We start from the raw sequence: 19,142 nt of genomic DNA, 5'->3' as shown, positions 1-19,142 counted from the left end.
GAGAGGTGAAAAGCTGTTGGAACATCATGCACCTACAACTGATTTTTTAGGAATGACGTTCAATCTATCTAATATTTTGATGATCACTATTGCTTCTGCCATTGTATTCATTCTTGCAGTAGTAACAACGCGCTCTTTAGCGATGCGCCCTACGGGATTGCAGAACTTCATTGAGTGGGTAATGGATTTTGTAAAAGGTCTTATTGGTTCAACGATGGATTGGAAGACCGGGGGACGTTTCTTGTTTCTAGGGATGACGTTACTCATGTATATTTTTGTATCGAATATGCTTGGGCTACCATTTGCCATTGCAATCGATTCGGAGCTTTGGTGGAAGTCTCCAACTGCAGATCCGACAATCACGCTAACTTTAGCAACGATGGTCGTGGTGTTAACACATTATTACGGTATTAAGATGAAAGGTGCGAAGGAGTATGGAAGAGGATTTGTTAGTCCGTTGAAATTCCTATTTCCTTTCAAAATTATTGAAGAATTCTCGAACACCTTGACGCTTGGCCTTCGTCTTTATGGTAATATCTACGCTGGTGAAATTCTGCTTGGACTTCTCGCGGGACTCGGTGGCGCAGGAATTGCTGGAGCGCTTGGAGCCTTTCTTCCTATGCTCTTATGGCAAGGATTCAGTATTTTTGTCGGTACAATTCAAGCGTTTATCTTTACAATGCTAACAATGGTCTACATGGCGCATAAAGTGGCAGACGACCATTAAAACAAGGTATCAATGAGTTTTTATTATATAAAAATATTTATGAATTATAAGGAGGAAATTTAGCATGGGTTTATTAGCAGCTGCAATTGCAGTAGGTTTAGCGGCAGTAGGTGCCGGTATTGGTAACGGTCTTATCGTAAAGAGTACAGTTGAGGGAATTGCTCGTCAGCCAGAACTTCGTGGTACGCTTCAAACAACAATGTTTATCGGTATTGCACTAGTTGAGGCACTTCCAATTATTGCCGTCGTTATTGCATTTATCGTAATGGGTCAATAATTCAATTAGATAAAGATACAGATTTGTTTCATGATGGCGGAGAAAGTTTCGAAATGAAACCTTCGCCATTCGTTTTGTATGACCTCTGAAGGGAGTGAACACGGTGTTCAATAGTTTAATTCTAGGAGCAGGATTTGCTGCAGGCGATATTCTTTTCCAACTTGTCGCATTTATTGTTCTTCTTGCACTACTTAAGAAGTTTGCATGGGGTCCGCTCATGGGCATCATGAAAGAACGTGAGCAGCACATTGCGAACGAAATCGACTCAGCTGAGAAGAACCGTAAAGAAGCTGAAGCATTCTTGAGTGAGCAGCGCGATGAAATGAAGCGTGTTCGTCAGGAAGCGAAAGCTATACTTGAGAATCAAAAACAAATGGCTGACCAACAAGGTCAGGAAATGATTGAAGCGGCTCGTCTTGAATCCGAGCGTTTGAAAGAAGCGGCTACTGCTGAAATCAAGCGTGAACGTGAAAATGCAGTTGCCTCTCTACGTGAACAGGTAGCTTCTTTATCTGTCATGATTGCTTCAAAAGTTGTTGAGAAAGAACTCGATGAGCGTGCACAAAAACAGCTGATCGATGAGTATCTTGACCAGGCAGGCGATCAGAAATGAGTAGAGAACATGCAGTAATCGCAAAACGTTATGCCGGTGCTCTTTTTGACATCGCTCGTGAGAACGATAACGTCGAGCAAATCAAGAATGAGCTAACTGTTGTTAAAGATGTCTTTCATCAAACGCCAGATTTAATGAATGTGTTGAAGCATCCAAAATTCACAACAGCTGAGAAGAAGAACATGATTCAGACTAGTTTTGGGTCGTCCCTTTCCACTCATGTGATGAATTTGCTTCTTACACTGATCGAACGTAAACGTACAGCAATCGTTTTCGAACTTGTTGATCAATATGAAACACTCGCTTATGAACAAAAACAAACAGCAGTAGCGAAAGTTTATTCTGTGAAGCCTCTAACGGAAGAGGAGCAGATGAAGGTCTCTGCAGTATTTGCGAAACAAGTAGGCAAAACAACGCTTCTGATTGAGAATGTGATCGACCCTACTTTAATCGGTGGTATTAAAGTACGTATTGGCAATCGCATCTTTGACGGTAGCATTAGCGGAAAACTTAAACGCATGGAACGAGAATTAGTTTCAGCGAAGAGCTAGAAGATAGGGGTGAATATGCATGAGCATCAATGCTGAAGAAATCAGTGCGCTGATCAAGCAACAAATCGCAAATTATCAAACTGATATTAAAGTTGATGATGTTGGTACCGTTATCCAAATTGGTGATGGTATTGCTCGTGCCCACGGTCTCGATAACGTGATGGCAGGAGAGCTTGTTGAATTTTCAAACGGTGTTATGGGTATGGCTCAGAACCTAGAGGAGAGTAACGTTGGTATCATTATCCTTGGACCATACACTGAAATTCGTGAAGGCGATGAAGTACGTCGTACTGGACGCATCATGGAAGTTCCAGTCGGTGAAGAACTTCTTGGCCGTGTTGTAAACCCTCTTGGACAACCTGTTGATGGACAGGGCCCACTAGGTACAACAAAAACTCGTCCGATCGAAAGCCCAGCACCAGGGGTTATGGATCGTAAATCAGTACATGAGCCACTTCAAACAGGAATCAAAGCAATTGACTCACTTATTCCAATCGGACGCGGACAGCGTGAGCTAATCATCGGTGACCGTCAGACTGGTAAGACTTCGATTGCAATCGATACAATCCTAAACCAAAAAGACGAAGATATGATCTGTATCTACGTTGCAATTGGTCAGAAAGAATCTACGGTGCGTGGCGTTGTTGAAACGCTTCGTAAGCAGGGTGCCCTTGATTACACAATCGTTGTAACGGCAGGCGCATCTCAGCCTTCTCCACTTCTTTTCCTTGCACCATATGCTGGTGTAACAATGGGTGAAGAATTCATGTATAACGGCAAGCACGTTCTTGTTGTATACGATGACTTAACAAAGCAGGCTTCTGCTTACCGTGAACTTTCCCTACTACTTCGTCGTCCTCCAGGTCGTGAAGCATATCCAGGGGATGTATTCTATCTTCACTCACGTCTTCTTGAGCGTGCAGCGAAGCTTAGTGATGCAAAAGGAGCAGGTTCACTAACTGCCCTTCCGTTTATCGAAACACAAGCTGGTGACGTATCAGCTTATATCCCAACTAACGTAATCTCCATCACAGATGGACAGATCTTCCTTCAATCTGATCTCTTCTTCTCAGGTGTACGTCCAGCGGTTAACGCCGGTCTTTCTGTATCCCGTGTAGGTGGTTCCGCTCAGATTAAAGCGATGAAGAAAGTTGCCGGTACACTGCGTCTTGACCTTGCATCATACCGTGAGCTAGAAGCATTTGCTCAGTTCGGATCTGATCTTGATAAAGCAACACAAGCGAAGCTGAACCGCGGTGCTCGTACGGTTGAAGTTCTTAAGCAGGGGTTAAACAAGCCACTTGCTGTTGAGAAGCAGGTTGCGATTCTTTACGCTCTAACTCGTGGATTCCTTGACGATATCCCGGTTAACGATATTACGCGTTTTGAAACTGAAATGATGACATGGATCGAACACAATAAGAAAGATATTTTCAATACAATTCGTGAAACAAAAGCTCTTCCTGATGAAAAAGAATTCAACGGTGCAATCGAAGAATTCAAAAAGAGCTTCGCAGTATCTGAATAAGAGGGATGCGGCGGAATCGCCGCGGCCAGCTTAAAAGGTGGTGAAATGAATGGCATCTTTACGCGATATTAAGTCGAGAATTACGTCGACGAAGAAAACAAAGCAGATTACAAAAGCAATGCAGATGGTTTCGGCTGCGAAATTGAACCGTGCTGAAATGAATGCCAAGTCATTCGTTCCATACATGGAGAAAATTCAAGAAGTTGTTGGAAGCATTGCAAATGGATCGAGCGGCGGAAGTCATCCGATGTTAGAAAGCCGTGAAGTGAAGAAAACGGGCTATGTGGTAATCACATCCGACCGTGGACTTGCTGGGGCATACAATAGCTCGGTACTACGTCATGTGTATAGAACAATTAATGAGCGTCACAACTCAACTGATGAGTACGCGATTATCGTAGCTGGTAAAGTGGGACTTTCCTTCTTTAAAAAGCGCGGAATGCCTGTTGTCGAAAGTATCGTTGGTCTTTCTGATCAGCCTGCTTTTGCAGACATTAAAGACATTGCGTCTCGAACAGTCGGTATGTTTGAAGACGGAGCTTTCGATGAGCTTTATCTTTATTACAACCACTATGTAAGTGCCATTCAGCAAGATTTAACGGAGAGAAAACTTCTTCCGTTAACCGAAATTGAGACAGGTGGAGGCAAATCACTCGCAAGCTACGAGTATGAGCCATCAGAAGAAGAAATTCTAGAGATCCTCCTTCCTCAATATGCTGAAAGCTTGATCTACGGAGCGCTTCTCGATGCGAAAGCAGCAGAGCATGCATCTCGTATGACAGCGATGAGAAGTGCGACAGACAATGCGGACGATCTTATCGGCGACCTTACACTTTCTTACAACCGTGCTCGTCAGGCTTCAATCACTCAGGAACTTACTGAGATTGTAAGTGGAGCGGCAGCGTTAGAATAGCGGAAGTGGCCGTTTAGGCCCGACAAGCGCTGGAGGCTTTTGGAATGAACACGCACTTTGTGTTCAATCGAAAAGGTGAAGCGACTCGAGGGCCTGGCCACTGTAGCTGGACAGACGAAAAGCGGAACGAGCCCGTTTAAATCCGCAGGTTGTTGGAAGCCATGAGAATGAGACGGTTTATGTCTCAATCGAATGGGTGAAACAGCCGGAGGATTTGGCTCGTGTAGCTGGACAATACTACGATAAACCATAAATGCTATTTGAAAGACTTACTTTCAAAGGCAGCTTAAAGCAAGTTAGGAGGGAACAGGATGAACAAGGGATACATTACCCAGGTTATGGGTCCGGTTGTAGACGTTAAGTTTGAGAGCGGAAAGCTTCCAGAAATCTACAACGCCCTTAAAGTTAACTATATCGCTCAAACCGGTGCCGAAGAGAGCATCGAATTGACGCTTGAAGTCGCGCTTCACCTTGGCGATAACTCTGTTCGTACCGTAGCAATGGGTTCAACAGACGGTCTTGTACGTGGAGTTGATGCTCTAGATACAGGTGCACCAATCTCCGTTCCAGTTGGGGATATTACACTAGGACGTGTATTTAACGTACTAGGTGAGAAAATTGACCTTAATGAAGAACTTGGCGAAGTTCGCCGCGATCCGATTCATCGTCTAGCACCAGTATTTGATGAACTTTCAACAACTACTGATATTCTTGAAACAGGAATCAAAGTAGTAGATCTTCTTGCACCATACGTTAAAGGTGGTAAGATCGGTCTATTTGGTGGTGCCGGTGTAGGTAAAACGGTACTTATCCAGGAACTGATCAACAACATCGCCCAAGAGCACGGCGGTATCTCGGTATTCGCAGGTGTTGGTGAACGTACGCGTGAAGGTAATGACCTTTACTACGAGATGACTGATTCTGGTGTTATTAAGAAAACAGCAATGGTATTCGGTCAGATGAACGAACCACCAGGTGCACGTATGCGTGTTGCCCTTTCTGGTCTTACAATGGCAGAGTACTTCCGTGATGAGCAAGGACAAGACGTTCTTCTCTTTATCGATAACATCTACCGCTTTACACAAGCTGGTTCAGAAGTATCGGCATTGCTTGGACGTATGCCATCAGCAGTAGGTTACCAGCCTACACTTGCTACTGAGATGGGTCAACTTCAAGAGCGTATTACTTCAACTAACAAAGGTTCTGTTACTTCAATTCAGGCAATCTACGTACCAGCCGATGACTATACTGACCCGGCTCCGGCAACGACGTTTGCTCACCTTGATGCAACAACTAACCTTGAACGTAAACTTTCTGAGCAAGGTATCTACCCTGCGGTGGATCCACTTGCTTCTACTTCCCGTGCGCTTTCTCCGGAAATCGTTGGGGACGAGCACTATAATACTGCGCGTGAAGTGCAACAAACACTTCAGCGCTACAAAGAACTTCAAGATATCATCGCTATCCTTGGTATGGATGAGCTTTCTGACGAAGATAAGCTTACTGTTTCTCGCGCTCGTCGCATTCAGTTCTTCCTTTCTCAGAACTTCCACGTAGCTGAACAGTTTACTGGACAAAAAGGCTCTTACGTACCAGTTAAAGAAACGATCAAAGGATTCAAAGAAATCCTTGATGGTAAACACGATGATATTCCAGAGGACGCATTCCGTCTTGTAGGAACAATTGAAGAAGTAGTGGAAAAAGCTAAGCAAATGGCATAATGAAAAGCGGAGGCGACTGCCAACGCTGTCGATGTCTAGCTCCAGCGCCTACCCCCTCGAGGTCTTAAGTCAATCATCATTGTGGCAAAGACCGCCACATTGATGCTCGCCTTAAGCTTGTCGGGGATGACCAAGGCGCTTACGCTTTTCTAAATTACCATCACCACACCCAGGGAGGGGTACAATGAATACATTGAAAGTCAGTGTAGTCACCCCTGACGGCCCGGTATACGAAGGGGAAGCTGAACTAGTCAGCGTAAAAGCAAAGAGCGGTGAGCTCGGTATTTTACCAGGACACATTCCGCTTGTTGCCCCTCTTACAATTAATGCGGTTCGTTTCAAAAATGGAGCGGATACACTATTACTGGCCGTTAGCGGTGGGTTTGTTGAAGTAAGACCAAAGCAGGTAACGATCCTTGCTGAGTCTGCAGAGCTACCTTCCGATATTGACGTGGAACGTGCACGTGCTGCGAAGGAACGAGCAGAAGAACGCTTAAATCAAGCGAAGCAGGATAATGTTGATTTCAAACGTGCTGAGCTAGCGCTTAAGCGTGCAATCAACCGTCTGGATTTGGCAGGTAAATAATGATGAAGCACCAGAGGAGAAGTTCCTCTGGTGCTTTTTTGCGCGGAAATATAGGTGTTAAGTTACATCATGAGGGAGCATGTCAGCTATCTTATTAATGGTTTTCCAATTTCGAATTGTTGCATACTCATTGACTCGAGTTAAGTAGGTCGCAAGCTTTGAATTTCGAATACTATCATGAAACAGAAGGAAAACGTCTCTTCCGATCAGCTCACATTCTTCTTTCTCAGAAGCATATGAAACAAGTTTTTCTTTAGCATCTGTCCGGAGTGGTTCCGCTAACATAGCTACATAAAGGCTTTCTCCAACAGCCTTTTCTTGCGCTTTTGCAATTTGTTCCTCGTGAAACGGACAACTCTCGATCATGCTTTGCCACTCTGTTGCAGATCTTATTAATACAGGCACTTTCAATCCGAACTCGGTGCTGATGATTTGTTCCACTCTTCTCCTTGAACCTTCTTCCGATTCTTCTGAATCAAAAAAGACATTTCCACTTTGTATATACGTTTTCACATGTAGAAAGCCTTCCTTTGTCAGAGCATTTCGTAACTCAGCCATCTTTAGTTTGTTTTTTCCACCAACGTTAACCCCTCTTAGTAATCCAATATAGCTCGTCATTCTTGTCCCACCCTTTATTCACTTTGATATGCCTCTGATTTGAAACTAGTCATGATTTAATTACGATGTGCTAAAGCGATAATCCTCCACAATTTCAATTATTTCATTCAGAATAATCAATTCTAGAAATTGTTTTTAGTTGTTTTTGATCATATACTTCATTCCACTTCCTGCTCGTTTGCACAAAGCTGCTTTGTAACAAGTAATCGGATGGGTACTTTTTAAGTAATACGGCAAGATGGCTACGAATGCTTTCAATGTCTTGATCGGTTAGGGGCGATGATGGTGTGATTCGTAGATTCAACTTTATAAAAAAATCTTCTTTTTCCTCACTTGTTGCCTGTTTTTTGAAATAGCCCCACATATGTTGGAGTGTTGTCCGCATACCTTTTTTAGTAAAGGGGAGAGTTAAGCTTTCACTGATGAGATCATAAACATCAACTAGCTCTTCAAGAGACTGAGCGTTTTTTAAGGCTTCTCCTACCTTTTGATAATGTTCATATCCCTTTGCCATCACGGTATATTTGTTTTTTGCCCACAGCTTCTCTGTAAGCGTTCTGATTCTTTTGTCTGGCATACGACCACCTCTGTTCGAAATTTTAAAAAAACTTACGAATAAAAGCAAGAATAAGAGTTGGGATGTTGAATTAGTATACAAGACTAGCAACTTTACAGCACGATGAGAGGAGAGACCTGAATGGGTGAATCGCTTAACGTGTACCAAAATAGTTATCTCTTCGTAATGATGTTTCTTTTCCTTGGCCTTCTCCTTCCAGCTGTTGCCCTAACAGCAGGAAGATTCCTTCGTCCTTCAAAACCAACACCTGAGAAACAAACAACCTATGAAAGCGGCATAGAGCCGTTTCACCAAAGCTGGATCCAGTATAACGTTCGCTATTATTTATTCGGACTGCTTTTTGTGATATTTGATGTCGAAACTGTTTTCTTATATCCGTGGGCGGTTGCTTATCAAAAGCTTGGTTTCTTTGCGTTCATCGAAATGATGATCTTTATTGTCATGCTCTTAATTGGCTTACTATACGCATGGAAAAAGAAGGTGCTGAAATGGATATAAACCTAGAGAATATTACACCGGAAGAATATGAAGAAATGAAGCAGAATGTGTTCCTGGCAACGCTTGAAAATGTAAAGGCCTGGGCAAGAAGCAATTCACTATGGCCGCTTACATTTGGTCTCGCATGCTGTGCAATTGAAATGATGGGTTCAGGGGCCTCCCATTACGACCTTGATCGCTTTGGAACATTTTTTCGAACATCGCCAAGACAGTCTGATGTCATGATTGTATCAGGAACCGTAACGAAGAAAATGGCTCCTGTGCTAAAGCGTCTCTATGACCAAATGCCTGAACCTAAATGGGTTATCGCCATGGGTTCGTGTGCCACAGCTGGTGGCCCTTATATTCATTCCTACGCGGTCGTCAAAGGGGTCGATCAAATTGTACCTGTCGACGTATATATACCTGGATGTCCACCTAATCCAGCAGCACTTATCTATGGAATTAATAAATTACAGGAAAAAATTCGCTATGAAGCTCGAACCGGAAAGCGGGTGACCAATCGATGACAGATGGCAAAACACCTGAAGAGCTAGCAGAAGAAAAGCGGATAGCGGTTGAAGAGGCAAAACGGAAAGCTGCTGAGTTACGACAAAAGCAGGCTGCTGAAGCTGAGAAACCTGCAGACGACCTAGAGCTTCAGAAGAAAAAAGCAGTGGCTGCTGCAAAGGCCAAAGCCGCTGCCCTTAAGAAGCAAAAAGAACTGGAAAAAAATGAATCAGTGAGTGAAGAGTCAGACGACCTAGCGTTAGCGAAAAAGAAAGCTGTCGCAGCAGCAAAAGCCAAAGCAGCGGCTCTCAAGAAGCAAAAAGAATTGAAGAAGGATGAAACAACTAGCGAAGATGGAGACGCTGTTCTAGCAAAAAAGAAAGCAGTAGCAGCCGCGAAGGCGAAAGCGGCGGCCATCAAAAAGCAAAAAGAAATGCAGCAGAATGAAGCAATAAATAAAGGTGGAGACGATGATCTAGCAAAAAAGAAAGCAGTAGCGGCTGCAAAGGCCAAAGCTGCAGCGCTTAAAAAGCAGAAAAAGGATGGAGCGTCTGATATTTCAGATGAGAAAGCGAAAGCGGTAGCGGCCGCAAAAGCAAAGGCGGCTGCAAAGACGAAAGCAAAAGCATCTGAAGAAAACGAAGAGCCTGTAGAAGAGACCCCTTCACCGAATCAACCTGTCCTTGAACGCTATCTTCACATCATTCAACAAAATCTTGGTGACGATCTTTTAGAAGACGCTTATATTAATCGCCTTGCAAAAGACGTTCCGACGCTCGTTGCTAAAAAACACACGTACTTGAAGCTCGCCCAATTTCTTAAACACAATGAGCTTCTCGCTTTTGACTATCTTTCAGAAACACATGGAACAGATTTTGAATCGCATATGGAAATTTACAATCATCTCTATTCCTATCAGAACAGTCAGAGCGTAGCGCTCAAGGTGAAGGTAGATCGAGATGAACCAGTTATAGATTCTCTTACGTCCCTCTGGCTGGGAGCGGACTGGCCTGAGCGTGAGGGATTTGATTTACTAGGCATCGTGTTTAAAGGACATCCCAATTTAACACGAATTATGATGCCTGATGACTGGGTGGGGCATCCCCTTCGAAAAGATTATGAGCCGTATGATGTGGAGGTGTAGCAATGATACGGACAGAGGAAATGCTTTTGAATGTAGGACCTCAGCATCCGAGCACTCATGGTGTCTTTCGCATTGTTCTCAAAATTGATGGAGAAATCATTAAGGAAGCTAAGCCGGTGATTGGTTATCTGCACAGGGGGACAGAAAAAATTGCGGAGAACCTCCAATATACGCAGATCATCCCATATACCGACCGGATGGACTATTTGGCTGCGATGACGAATAATTACATCCTCTGTCATGCCGTTGAGACGATGATGGCAATGGAGCTTCCAGAGCGGGCAGATTATCTTCGCATTATTGTCATGGAGCTTGGACGAGTAGCGAGTCATCTCGTTTGGTTCGGAACATACCTTCTCGATATTGGTGCGATGAGCCCATTTCTATATGCATTCAGAGAGAGAGAAGTCATCATTAACCTATTAACCGAAATTTCAGGTGGTCGTCTTACCTTTAATTATATGCGTGTAGGCGGAGTGAAGTGGGATGCGCCAGATGGATGGCTTGATAAAGTTCGTGCTTTTGTTCCTTATATGAGAGAACAGCTTGCTGGCTATCACGATCTTGTAACGGGGAATGAAATTTTTATGGCAAGAATCAAAGGAGTAGGTGCTTATTCGAAACAAAAAGCACTTTCGTATTCCTTGAGTGGGGCAAACCTGCGGTGTACCGGTGTGAAATGGGACCTTAGAAAAAACGAACCGTATTCGCTTTATAACCGATTTGAATTTGATGTTCCAGTCTTCCGTGAAGGCGATGCGCTAGCGCGCTACCATTGTCGCATGGCTGAGATCGAAGAAGCGTTGAAGATTGTAGAACAAGCGGTAGAGCAAATCCCATCTGAAGGACCTGTTATGGCAAAAGTACCGCGGATTATTAAACCGCCTGCAGGAGAGACTTACGTTCGAATTGAATCACCACGTGGCGAAATCGGTTGCTACATCGCATCAAAAGGAAAGAAAGAACCTTATCGCCTAAAGTTCCGCCGTCCCTCCTTTTATAACTTACAAATACTCCCTGAGTTGTTAGAAGGGGAAAACATCTCGAACTTGATTGCGATCCTCGGGGGCATTGATATTGTGCTCGGGGAGGTGGATGGGTAATGATTAACAACATGCTTGGATCTACACCGAGCTACTGGCAGACACTTGGATTTTTCCTCGTAGGTGCTGCGATGTTGATGGTCGTACTCGGTTTTGTAACGTACGCTATTTTGGCAGAGCGAAAAGTACTTGGCTTCATGCAGCTCCGCCATGGTCCAAACAGAGTAGGGGGAAGGTTCGGTTTACTGCAAACGGTAGCGGATGTGCTGAAGCTTTTACTTAAAGAAGATACCATCCCAAGAGACGCAGATCGTCCATTGTTTATCATTGCACCGGTTGTCGCGTTTGCCCCAGCCTTTATTGTGATTGTCGCCCTTCCATTAACAGAACGAGTTTCGTTTGCGAACATTGGCGTTGGTTTGCTTTATTATATTGCGATTTCTGGCATTTCTACGATCGGAATCCTGGCAGGGGGCTGGGCATCAAACAATAAGTACGCTCTTCTTGGTAGCATGCGCTCGGCGGCTCAAATGATTTCCTACGAAATTCCACTTGTCATGAGTGTGATCGGCATCGTGCTTTTGACAGGATCGCTTAATTTAAACACGATTATTGCCGAGCAGGAGAGCGTGGCATTTCTTTTTAAGCAACCGCTCGCCTTTGTGATTTTTCTAATCGCTTCTGTTGCTGAATTGAACCGTACGCCGTTTGATTTACCTGAGGCGGAATCCGAGCTCGTAGCCGGATATCATGTAGAATATTCTGGCTTCCGCTGGGCGTTCTTCATGCTTGCAGAATACGTATATTTATTCGCTATGGCTTCGCTAACGACGATTCTATTTCTTGGCGGCTGGCAGGCGATTCCTTACTTATCCTTTATTCCAGGACCAGTCTGGTTTGCACTGAAATTTATCCTAGTCGTCTTCGTGATGATCTGGATTCGCGGTACATTCCCTCGACTAAGAGCGGATCAGCTCATGTCCTTTGGCTGGAAGGTGCTATTGCCACTCGCACTATTGAACATATTTCTAACGACCGTTGTCATTGAAATCATACGTTCATTCTAGATAAGGGAGGAAGCACAACATGCGAGGACTTGCGAAAGGTTTAGCTTACACCCTCAAAAATATGACGAAAGAGAAAGTAACCTATAACTATCCGGATCAGCCACTAGCCTTACCAGATCGATTTCGTGGCATTCAGAAGTTTTATCCTGAAAAGTGTATTGTCTGTAATCAATGCGTCGCCATATGTCCAACTGACTGCATCACCTTATCAGGTAAGAAGCATCCAGACCCAAGCAAGAAAGGAAAAATCATCGACACGTATGATATTAACTTCGAAATTTGCATTCTTTGTGACCTTTGCACAGAGGTATGCCCGACCGAAGCGATCATTATGACGAATAATTTCGAGCTTGCCGAATATAGCCGGGATGATCTTTTTAAGAATTTAGAATGGCTCGATGAAAATGACACGAACCTTCGAAAGGAAAATAAAGTATGACCGGAGAGCTGTTCGTCTTTCTTTTCCTATTTCTTGTGACGATTACTGGCGGCTTGCTAATGCTTAATTTAACGAAAGTGATTCATATGATGATGGCGTTAGTGCTAACTTTTCTCGGCATTGCTGGACTTTACGTGATGCTTTCAGCAGAATTCGTGGCTGTTGTGCAAGTTCTGATTTATTCTGGCGCTATTACGATCATCATGCTATTTGGCATCATGCTCACGAAGCATTCTGAAGAAGAAACGAAAACAAGCTGGGCAAAGAAAGGGCTCGTATTAACTGGGATCACCGTATTCTTTCTGATCGTCTTTAAAGGCATTCGTACTGTTTCTCTCGGGCCGCAAGCAGAGAGCTTGCACGAAAATAATACGGAGCAAATAGGTATGATGTTGTTCACAGATTACGTTATTCCATTTGAACTTGTATCTGTGCTCCTACTCGTCGCTCTTGTCGGAGCGATCATTATTGCAAAGAAAGATGATCCCGATGATAAAGAAGGTGAGCAGTCATGAGCTCAATCCCGCTTTCGGCTTTTCTATTAACGGCGCTAATTCTTTTTTGTATCGGTCTCTACGGGGCATTAACGAAGCGGAATGCCGTCATTGTCCTTATCTCGATCGAGTTAATGCTGAATGCAGTGAACTTAAATCTTGTAGCTTTTGCAAAATATGGCGTAGGTGCTTCGATTCGGGGTCAGGTATTTTCTCTTTTTACCATTACAGTCGCTGCAGCGGAAGCCGCTGTCGGTCTTGCCATTCTTATGGCGCTTTATCGGAACAGGGCTACCGTCAATGTAGATGAAATGAATACACTCAAAAAGTAGCGAAGGGGGTATAAAAGTGGACTATGTCTGGCTTATACCAATGTTGCCGCTTCTATCGTTTCTCATCATTCTATTCACTAGGCCAATTCTTTATCGAAAGGCTGGAGTTGTGGGCACCGTTCTCGCTGGTGCTGCCTTTATTTGTTCCCTTCTCGTGCTTTACAGTCATTTCGTTCAAGGGAACTATCTCGTAGAACACAACTGGCTCTCCATCGATTTAGTGGTGATTACGGTGGGCCTTGAAGTGAATCCGCTAAATGCTTTGATGCTCGTGATCGTCACGCTTGTCAGCTTTCTCGTACATATGTATTCGATCGGTTATATGGCGAATGACGAGCGCTATGCAACGTTCTTTAGTTATCTTGGTTTGTTCACTTTTGCAATGACGGCTCTCGTTCTCTCACCAAACCTCCTTCAACTTTATGTTTTCTGGGAGCTTGTTGGTGTTTGTTCCTTTCTACTAGTAGGTTTTTATTTCTATAAACCAGAAGCAAAGGCAGCTGCAAAAAAAGCTTTTATCGTCACAAGGATTGGAGATATTGGTCTGCTTATTGCGATTTTTCTTCTCTTTTGGCAAACAGGAAGCTTTGAACTCGATGTCATTTTTGAAGCGGCTCAAGCAGGCGATATTGCCCCTTCAATGGTCACGCTCATAGCGATTCTTATTTTCGTAGGGGCGATAGGAAAATCTGGTCAGTTCCCGCTCCACACATGGCTTCCTGATGCAATGGAAGGTCCAACCCCAGTCTCGGCTTTAATCCATGCAGCGACAATGGTTGCTGCGGGTGTTTATCTCGTTGCTGTCATGTATCCACTCTTCGCAAGTTCAGAAACGGCTATGACAACCGTTGCCATAACAGGTGGATTCACCGCCATTTTTGCAGCGACAATCGCCCTTGTCCAGAAAGACATTAAACGCATACTTGCCTACTCAACCATTAGTCAACTAGGGTATATGATGCTTGCCCTTGGTGCAGCGGGCTACACAGCAGGAATTTTCCACCTGACAACTCATGCGTTCTTTAAAGCCTTACTCTTTCTTGCTGCAGGCAGTGTGATCCATGCGGTCCATGAACAAAACATTCATAAAATGGGGGGGCTTCGAAAAAAACTGCCTATCACAGCAGTTCTCTTCTTAATTGGTTGCTTATCCATTTCTGGATTTCCGCTATTTGCAGGTTTTTTCAGTAAGGATGAGATACTTGTCGCGACTTATGCGGATGGGCGCTACATTTTATTTGCGATTACTTTAGTAACCGCTTTTCTGACAGCGTTTTATATGTTTCGTCTTTATTTCCTCGTCTTTTCTGGCACAGGTTCGCGTGAAGCGAAAGAGTCTTCTCGGGTGATGTTGATTCCAATGATTGTCCTTTCGGCTTTGGCTATTGTTGCAGGGTATATTCAGACAACATGGTTCGGTTCGTTTCTTGGTGACTGGCTAGAAACGAGTCCTTATCCGATATTAGCCAATCATCATTCAGGACCATCGTGGATTCCGATCAGTGCGAGTTTGTTAGCCATTGCAGGAATTGGACTCGCCTGGTTCATGTATGTAAGAAAAGGCATGGCTCCAGGTGAAGGGAGCGAAGTGCATAAGCTGTTAACGCATCAATATTATATCGACGAAATATACAAAGCTACCTTTGTAAAAGGAACCCGCGTGATCGGTTATTTCTGGTTGTATTTTGATCGCTTTATTATTGAAGGAGTCGCTCAAGGCATAACGGGAATTGTAAAACACTTAGGAAAAGTAGGAGCAAGAATTCAATCCGGTCAGGTTCAAACATACGGCACCGTAGCATTCTCTGGTTTAGTGGTTGTGCTCCTATTAATTGCAGTATTTGGGGGGTATTTCTAATGGATGAGTCTTACTTGCTAACGATCTTGATTTTCTCCCCGCTACTTGGTGTCATCGTTCTTGCTATGATGCCCTCACAGCATCAATCAATCAAAACAGTTGGTATTCTTGGCACTGTGCTACCACTAACGTTAACGATTTTTGTATTTAGCTTATACGATCGAACAGTATCAGGGGTTCAATTTGCGGAAACACATCAATGGTTTGAGTTAATGACTGCGATTAGTCCCAACGAGCCTTACCCAGTGACTTATGATCTTGGGGTCACAGGGCTATCGCTCCTTTTTCTAATGCTATCTTCATTGATTACGTTTCTCGCCTCACTTGCAGCCCTTCGCATTCAAGAAGGTGTGAAAGGCTTTTATATCCTGTTTTTGATACTGGAACTTGGCATTCTCGGCGTTTTTTCAAGCGAAAACTTGTTTTTGTTTTTCTTATTCTTTGAAATAACTCTTGTTACGATGTTTCTACTTGTAGGGAAATGGGGCGGATATGAGCGGGAAAAAGCAGCCTTCTCTTTCTTAGTTTACAACGGGATAGGCTCGATCCTATTGTTGATTGTCATTATCGTTCTCTTTGTTGAGACGAGAACGACAAATATTAGTGAGCTAACTTCCCTCTTACAAGAGACAGAGTCCTATGAAATTATATCTGGAAACACTAGAATGTGGCTGTTTGCCCTGCTGTTACTGGCATTTGGTACAAAGCTTCCAATCGTACCGCTGCATACGTGGATGGTACGAGTACACGTGGAGGCTCCAATCGCCATTGTGATGATTCACGCCGGTGTATTACTTAAAATAGGTGCATATGGCCTCATACGTTTCGGAGCAGGTTTTTTCCCAGAGCAGCTAAAAGAAACGGCAGTTCTTCTAGCTATTCTTGGCGTCATTAATTTGCTGTATGGTGCTTTTATTGCCCTAGTTCAAACAGAACTTCGCGCTGTTCTAGCCTATTCCTCGATTTCGCATATGGGAATCGTCATTCTGGGCGTTGCTTCATTTAATATTGCGGGTCTTCAAGGGGCAGTGTTCCAAACAATTTCTCATGGTCTTATTGCAGCGCTGCTGTTCCTGCTTGTTGGTGTACTGATCGACCGTTTTCGCACGACAAAGCTTGGAGAATTAGGAGGCATCGCAAGTCAGACGCCCCTTTTTGCAGGGTTTTTCCTCGCAGCCGGGCTGGCATCACTTGGATTACCTGGAATGAGCGGTTTCATCAGTGAATTTCTAGCTTTTTTAGGCTTATTTGAAACGATGCCTGTAATCGGAAGCATAGGCGTGATTGGTCTCATTTTAACAGCGGTTTATATGCTTCGCGCCGTTCTTGCGGTTACTTTTGGTGAAAGACGCCCTGCGTTTGATAAGGAAAGAGATCTATCTGCCGTTGAGCTTGTTCCATCAGCTATTCTTCTCAGTATGATTATTTGGATTGGTGTCTATCCTGCAGTGTTATCTAACACACTTCAAATCGCTCGTACACTCGGGATCGGAGGTTAACGAATGGATATCGATACGTTGCTAGCGTACCAATGGAGCAGTATGATGCCAGAATTCACTATACTAGTAACAGCAGTTGCACTCTCGTTGATCGATCTCTTTATGGATAAAAGGCGAGATAGGTCTATTCTCGTTTGGCTCGCAATCGTCGGCATCGCACTAGCCATTGTCTTTCTTATTTTTCAGTTTGATAATGGGGTTGTCACGATTCTAAATCAAACTTATCGACTGGATTCTTTTGCGAAAGCGTTTAAGCTTCTTATGCTAATTGGGACTGGTTTCGTTATGCTTCTAGACTTGAAAACGAATGATCTAAGCGAAGTGAAAGGTGAGTACCACTACCTTCTTCTAACGGGTTTACTAGGTGGTATGATGATGGCTTCGAGTGCAGATCTGATTACGCTTTTTGTAGGTCTAGAATTATTAAGCCTATCTTCATATGTTCTAGTGGGAATTCGAAAGAAAGATAAGCTCGCAAATGAAGCGGCGTTTAAATATGTTGTTAATGGCGGTATAGCGACTGCGATTACGCTGTTTGGGATGAGCTATTTATTTGGACTTACTGGAGAGACGAATATATATGAAATTCAAGCGCTAATGGGAAGCGAAGTCGTGACGGAAAATCGTTATCTTGCCGTTTTTGCTTTTCTCATGATATTCGTTGGTCTAGCCTTTAAAATTACGGCTGCTCCGTTTCATATGTGGGCACCAGATGTATACCAGGGAGCCGAAACACCGATTACAGCTTATCTAAGTGTTGTTTCTAAAATAGCCGGATTCGCAATCACACTTAGACTGCTAATGGTACCGTTTGTCTTTGCACCTGGTACGGGAAAAGTGATTACACCAGAGGGGATCAGCTATGAAACGCTACTTGTATCGGTTCGACCTTATCTTGTTCTATTAGCTGTTCTAACAATTCTTATAGGAAATGTGATGGCACTAAGACAGCTGAATGCAAAACGACTTTTGGCTTATTCCAGCATTGCGCACGCAGGGTATCTTCTTGTACCGTTAGCCGCTCTTTCTGAGTTAGTCTTTGATGCGGTGTGGTTTTATCTCGCCGCTTATCTGTTGATGAATCTGGGGGCTTTCGCTGTCATCCATGCCTTGACGGAAAATGATGAGGAGGTCACGGTGGCTTCGTTTGCAGGACTATTTCAGCGAGCGCCGTATGTAACCATTGCTATGACCATCTATCTTCTATCTCTCGCTGGTATCCCGCTCACAGCAGGTTTCATCGGTAAGTTCGAGATTTTCATGAGTGCCCTTGGAACCGAACCGAAGCGATATTTTTTAGTGGTGGCTATGCTAGCGGGCACAGTGCTTTCCTATGTTTATTATTTTGGGCTGTTTATTCAAATGTACTTTCGACCTTCCCAAACAAAAAGGCCGGTTTTGGCATCAAATGGCATCGTCACCGTGCTAGCCATAACGGCAGCTGGAACCGTTTTACTTGGGGTTTTCCCTTCCATTGCGTTAACCTTTATACATGATCATTTTCAATTTCTAGAGATTTTTAATCCTTAGAACAGCAGATCATTCTGCTGTTTTTTTCATGAATGAGTGCATTCCTACCAGATTATGACGAAAATGACTTATTTTGAAATGAAATAATCCCTTTTATAGTGGGAAAGTAGGGTATTCATTTGGGTGGAAATCTTTTATAATAGGCTTTTAGATGGAATAATGTACGTTTGTCGAATGGTGCACTTGCAGATAGGGGGTAGAGAAGATGACAGAAGCACTGGCGCAACAATCGATTTTAACGATTGTCATTAACCTGGTTTTCATTATGATCACCTGGTGGGCGCTACAAACCGTTCGGTTCGATGTATTCTTTAAAAAACCGAACAGTCCACAGGCGAAAGTCCTCATGATCTTACTAACCCTAAGCATCGGCTCCCTCGCAAGCAGTTTCTTCCTAGATTACTACAACTGGTCACTCCGTCTACAATATTTCTTTTGAAAAATGAAAAGCGAATGTGCCCGTTTAAACCCGACAAGCGTTGGAGCCTTTTAGAATGAACACGTTCTTTGTGTTCAATCTAAAAGGTGAAACGATCGAGGGTTTGGGCGCAGTAGCTAGACAATGAAAAGCGAATGTGCCCGTTTAAACCCGACAAGCGTTGGAGCCTTTTAGAATGAACACGTTCTTTGTGTTCAAT

The 19,142-nt window shown here is 43.7% G+C and carries 22 protein-coding genes; 20 read left to right on the top strand and 2 right to left on the bottom strand.

All coding sequences use genetic code 11. The features are described 5' to 3' along the window. Positions 1-16 precede the first annotated feature (16 nt). From atpB to Q4550_RS10205, 8 genes are all read left to right on the top strand, one after another. On the top strand, positions 17-727 hold the full coding sequence (gene atpB, locus Q4550_RS10240; RefSeq protein WP_303532416.1) for a F0F1 ATP synthase subunit A: 711 nt from the start codon (positions 17-19) through the stop codon (positions 725-727). A gap of 64 nt (positions 728-791) precedes the next feature. After that, positions 792-1,004: a F0F1 ATP synthase subunit C gene (atpE, locus tag Q4550_RS10235; protein ID WP_048311363.1), complete on the top strand. Its 213-nt coding sequence runs from the start codon at positions 792-794 to the stop codon at positions 1,002-1,004. 103 nt (positions 1,005-1,107) lie between these two features. Then, a complete protein-coding gene (gene atpF / locus Q4550_RS10230) occupies positions 1,108-1,617 on the top strand; it encodes a F0F1 ATP synthase subunit B (protein WP_303532410.1) in 510 nt (169 codons plus the stop codon). Continuing rightward, a complete protein-coding gene (locus Q4550_RS10225; RefSeq protein WP_303532407.1) occupies positions 1,614-2,168 on the top strand; it encodes a F0F1 ATP synthase subunit delta in 555 nt (184 codons plus the stop codon). The genes atpF and Q4550_RS10225 overlap by 4 nt, the downstream gene beginning before the upstream one ends. Before the next feature lie 19 nt (positions 2,169-2,187). Continuing rightward, positions 2,188-3,696 (top strand): F0F1 ATP synthase subunit alpha, encoded by a 1,509-nt coding sequence (gene atpA, locus Q4550_RS10220; protein WP_303532404.1) that lies wholly within the window; start codon positions 2,188-2,190, stop codon positions 3,694-3,696. A gap of 49 nt (positions 3,697-3,745) precedes the next feature. Further along, on the top strand, positions 3,746-4,609 hold the full coding sequence (locus Q4550_RS10215) for a F0F1 ATP synthase subunit gamma (RefSeq protein WP_303532401.1): 864 nt from the start codon (positions 3,746-3,748) through the stop codon (positions 4,607-4,609). Positions 4,610-4,920: 311 nt separating this feature from the next. Next, on the top strand, positions 4,921-6,330 hold the full coding sequence (gene atpD, locus Q4550_RS10210; protein WP_194218389.1) for a F0F1 ATP synthase subunit beta: 1,410 nt from the start codon (positions 4,921-4,923) through the stop codon (positions 6,328-6,330). Positions 6,331-6,514: 184 nt separating this feature from the next. Next, complete coding sequence (locus Q4550_RS10205; protein ID WP_303532396.1) at positions 6,515-6,916, top strand: F0F1 ATP synthase subunit epsilon; 402 nt, start codon at positions 6,515-6,517, stop codon at positions 6,914-6,916. Positions 6,917-6,973: 57 nt separating this feature from the next. Here the strand turns inward: Q4550_RS10205 and Q4550_RS10200 are convergent, their stop codons facing one another. Both Q4550_RS10200 and Q4550_RS10195 read right to left on the bottom strand, forming a co-directional pair. Then, positions 6,974-7,534 carry a DUF1697 domain-containing protein gene (locus tag Q4550_RS10200; protein WP_303532394.1) on the bottom strand — a complete coding sequence of 187 codons (561 nt, stop codon included), beginning with the start codon at positions 7,532-7,534 and terminating at the stop codon, positions 6,974-6,976. 103 nt (positions 7,535-7,637) lie between these two features. Continuing rightward, positions 7,638-8,111 carry a YbgA family protein gene (locus tag Q4550_RS10195; protein ID WP_303532391.1) on the bottom strand — a complete coding sequence of 158 codons (474 nt, stop codon included), beginning with the start codon at positions 8,109-8,111 and terminating at the stop codon, positions 7,638-7,640. Between the two features lie 120 nt (positions 8,112-8,231). On the opposite strand from Q4550_RS10195, the gene Q4550_RS10190 reads away from it, so the two are divergent. The 12 genes from Q4550_RS10190 (at position 8,232) to Q4550_RS10135 (ending at position 18,943) form a co-directional block, all read left to right on the top strand. After that, positions 8,232-8,609 (top strand): NADH-quinone oxidoreductase subunit A, encoded by a 378-nt coding sequence (locus Q4550_RS10190; protein ID WP_226615730.1) that lies wholly within the window; start codon positions 8,232-8,234, stop codon positions 8,607-8,609. Further along, positions 8,600-9,118 carry a NuoB/complex I 20 kDa subunit family protein gene (locus Q4550_RS10185; RefSeq protein ID WP_194218394.1) on the top strand — a complete coding sequence of 173 codons (519 nt, stop codon included), beginning with the start codon at positions 8,600-8,602 and terminating at the stop codon, positions 9,116-9,118. Before Q4550_RS10190 ends, Q4550_RS10185 begins: the two co-directional genes overlap by 10 nt. Then, complete coding sequence (locus tag Q4550_RS10180) at positions 9,115-10,242, top strand: NADH-quinone oxidoreductase subunit C (RefSeq protein WP_303532384.1); 1,128 nt, start codon at positions 9,115-9,117, stop codon at positions 10,240-10,242. The genes Q4550_RS10185 and Q4550_RS10180 overlap by 4 nt, the downstream gene beginning before the upstream one ends. A 2-nt stretch (positions 10,243-10,244) precedes the next feature. Further along, positions 10,245-11,345, top strand: coding sequence for an NADH-quinone oxidoreductase subunit D (locus Q4550_RS10175; RefSeq protein ID WP_303532380.1), 1,101 nt, complete (start codon positions 10,245-10,247; stop codon positions 11,343-11,345). Further along, the gene (nuoH, locus tag Q4550_RS10170; RefSeq protein ID WP_283153347.1) at positions 11,345-12,352 is read left to right on the top strand and encodes an NADH-quinone oxidoreductase subunit NuoH; all 1,008 of its coding nucleotides are present in this window, start codon (positions 11,345-11,347) and stop codon (positions 12,350-12,352) included. The genes Q4550_RS10175 and nuoH overlap by 1 nt, the downstream gene beginning before the upstream one ends. A 19-nt stretch (positions 12,353-12,371) precedes the next feature. Then, a complete protein-coding gene (gene nuoI, locus Q4550_RS10165) occupies positions 12,372-12,791 on the top strand; it encodes an NADH-quinone oxidoreductase subunit NuoI (protein ID WP_194218398.1) in 420 nt (139 codons plus the stop codon). Next, complete coding sequence (locus Q4550_RS10160; protein ID WP_303532374.1) at positions 12,788-13,306, top strand: NADH-quinone oxidoreductase subunit J; 519 nt, start codon at positions 12,788-12,790, stop codon at positions 13,304-13,306. The genes nuoI and Q4550_RS10160 overlap by 4 nt, the downstream gene beginning before the upstream one ends. Then, the gene (gene nuoK / locus Q4550_RS10155) at positions 13,303-13,617 is read left to right on the top strand and encodes an NADH-quinone oxidoreductase subunit NuoK (RefSeq protein ID WP_194218400.1); all 315 of its coding nucleotides are present in this window, start codon (positions 13,303-13,305) and stop codon (positions 13,615-13,617) included. The genes Q4550_RS10160 and nuoK overlap by 4 nt, the downstream gene beginning before the upstream one ends. A 16-nt stretch (positions 13,618-13,633) precedes the next feature. Beyond that, positions 13,634-15,475: an NADH-quinone oxidoreductase subunit L gene (nuoL, locus tag Q4550_RS10150; protein ID WP_303532369.1), complete on the top strand. Its 1,842-nt coding sequence runs from the start codon at positions 13,634-13,636 to the stop codon at positions 15,473-15,475. Next, complete coding sequence (locus tag Q4550_RS10145) at positions 15,475-16,974, top strand: complex I subunit 4 family protein (protein WP_303532366.1); 1,500 nt, start codon at positions 15,475-15,477, stop codon at positions 16,972-16,974. The genes nuoL and Q4550_RS10145 overlap by 1 nt, the downstream gene beginning before the upstream one ends. Before the next feature lie 3 nt (positions 16,975-16,977). Further along, on the top strand, positions 16,978-18,504 hold the full coding sequence (gene nuoN, locus Q4550_RS10140) for an NADH-quinone oxidoreductase subunit NuoN (protein ID WP_303532363.1): 1,527 nt from the start codon (positions 16,978-16,980) through the stop codon (positions 18,502-18,504). A 205-nt stretch (positions 18,505-18,709) separates the two neighbouring features. Continuing rightward, positions 18,710-18,943, top strand: a complete 234-nt coding sequence (locus Q4550_RS10135) for a DUF1146 family protein (protein WP_098445370.1) — start codon at positions 18,710-18,712, stop codon at positions 18,941-18,943. The last annotated feature ends 199 nt before the right edge of the window (positions 18,944-19,142 follow it).

This window comes from Anaerobacillus sp. 1_MG-2023 (assembly GCF_030547345.1).
In the GTDB taxonomy this organism is placed as follows: domain Bacteria; phylum Bacillota; class Bacilli; order Bacillales; family Guptibacillaceae; genus Guptibacillus; species Guptibacillus hwajinpoensis_B.
This window is presented reverse-complemented; position numbering and strand designations above follow the sequence as displayed.

What these genes read in the sequence shown, in the direction of transcription:
- atpE (WP_048311363.1), top strand. Translation starts at nt 792, where the DNA reads ATGGGTTTATTAGCAGCTGCAATTGCAGTAGGTTTAGCGGCAGTAGGT.
- Q4550_RS10225 (WP_303532407.1), top strand. Translation starts at nt 1,614, where the DNA reads ATGAGTAGAGAACATGCAGTAATCGCAAAACGTTATGCCGGTGCTCTT.
- atpA (WP_303532404.1), top strand. Translation starts at nt 2,188, where the DNA reads ATGAGCATCAATGCTGAAGAAATCAGTGCGCTGATCAAGCAACAAATC.
- Q4550_RS10215 (WP_303532401.1), top strand. Translation starts at nt 3,746, where the DNA reads ATGGCATCTTTACGCGATATTAAGTCGAGAATTACGTCGACGAAGAAA.
- atpD (WP_194218389.1), top strand. Translation starts at nt 4,921, where the DNA reads ATGAACAAGGGATACATTACCCAGGTTATGGGTCCGGTTGTAGACGTT.
- Q4550_RS10205 (WP_303532396.1), top strand. Translation starts at nt 6,515, where the DNA reads ATGAATACATTGAAAGTCAGTGTAGTCACCCCTGACGGCCCGGTATAC.
- Q4550_RS10200 (WP_303532394.1), bottom strand. Translation starts at nt 7,534, where the DNA reads ATGACGAGCTATATTGGATTACTAAGAGGGGTTAACGTTGGTGGAAAA.
- Q4550_RS10195 (WP_303532391.1), bottom strand. Translation starts at nt 8,111, where the DNA reads ATGCCAGACAAAAGAATCAGAACGCTTACAGAGAAGCTGTGGGCAAAA.
- Q4550_RS10190 (WP_226615730.1), top strand. Translation starts at nt 8,232, where the DNA reads ATGGGTGAATCGCTTAACGTGTACCAAAATAGTTATCTCTTCGTAATG.
- Q4550_RS10185 (WP_194218394.1), top strand. Translation starts at nt 8,600, where the DNA reads ATGGATATAAACCTAGAGAATATTACACCGGAAGAATATGAAGAAATG.
- Q4550_RS10180 (WP_303532384.1), top strand. Translation starts at nt 9,115, where the DNA reads ATGACAGATGGCAAAACACCTGAAGAGCTAGCAGAAGAAAAGCGGATA.
- Q4550_RS10175 (WP_303532380.1), top strand. Translation starts at nt 10,245, where the DNA reads ATGATACGGACAGAGGAAATGCTTTTGAATGTAGGACCTCAGCATCCG.
- nuoH (WP_283153347.1), top strand. Translation starts at nt 11,345, where the DNA reads ATGATTAACAACATGCTTGGATCTACACCGAGCTACTGGCAGACACTT.
- nuoI (WP_194218398.1), top strand. Translation starts at nt 12,372, where the DNA reads ATGCGAGGACTTGCGAAAGGTTTAGCTTACACCCTCAAAAATATGACG.
- Q4550_RS10160 (WP_303532374.1), top strand. Translation starts at nt 12,788, where the DNA reads ATGACCGGAGAGCTGTTCGTCTTTCTTTTCCTATTTCTTGTGACGATT.
- nuoK (WP_194218400.1), top strand. Translation starts at nt 13,303, where the DNA reads ATGAGCTCAATCCCGCTTTCGGCTTTTCTATTAACGGCGCTAATTCTT.
- Q4550_RS10145 (WP_303532366.1), top strand. Translation starts at nt 15,475, where the DNA reads ATGGATGAGTCTTACTTGCTAACGATCTTGATTTTCTCCCCGCTACTT.
- nuoN (WP_303532363.1), top strand. Translation starts at nt 16,978, where the DNA reads ATGGATATCGATACGTTGCTAGCGTACCAATGGAGCAGTATGATGCCA.
- Q4550_RS10135 (WP_098445370.1), top strand. Translation starts at nt 18,710, where the DNA reads ATGACAGAAGCACTGGCGCAACAATCGATTTTAACGATTGTCATTAAC.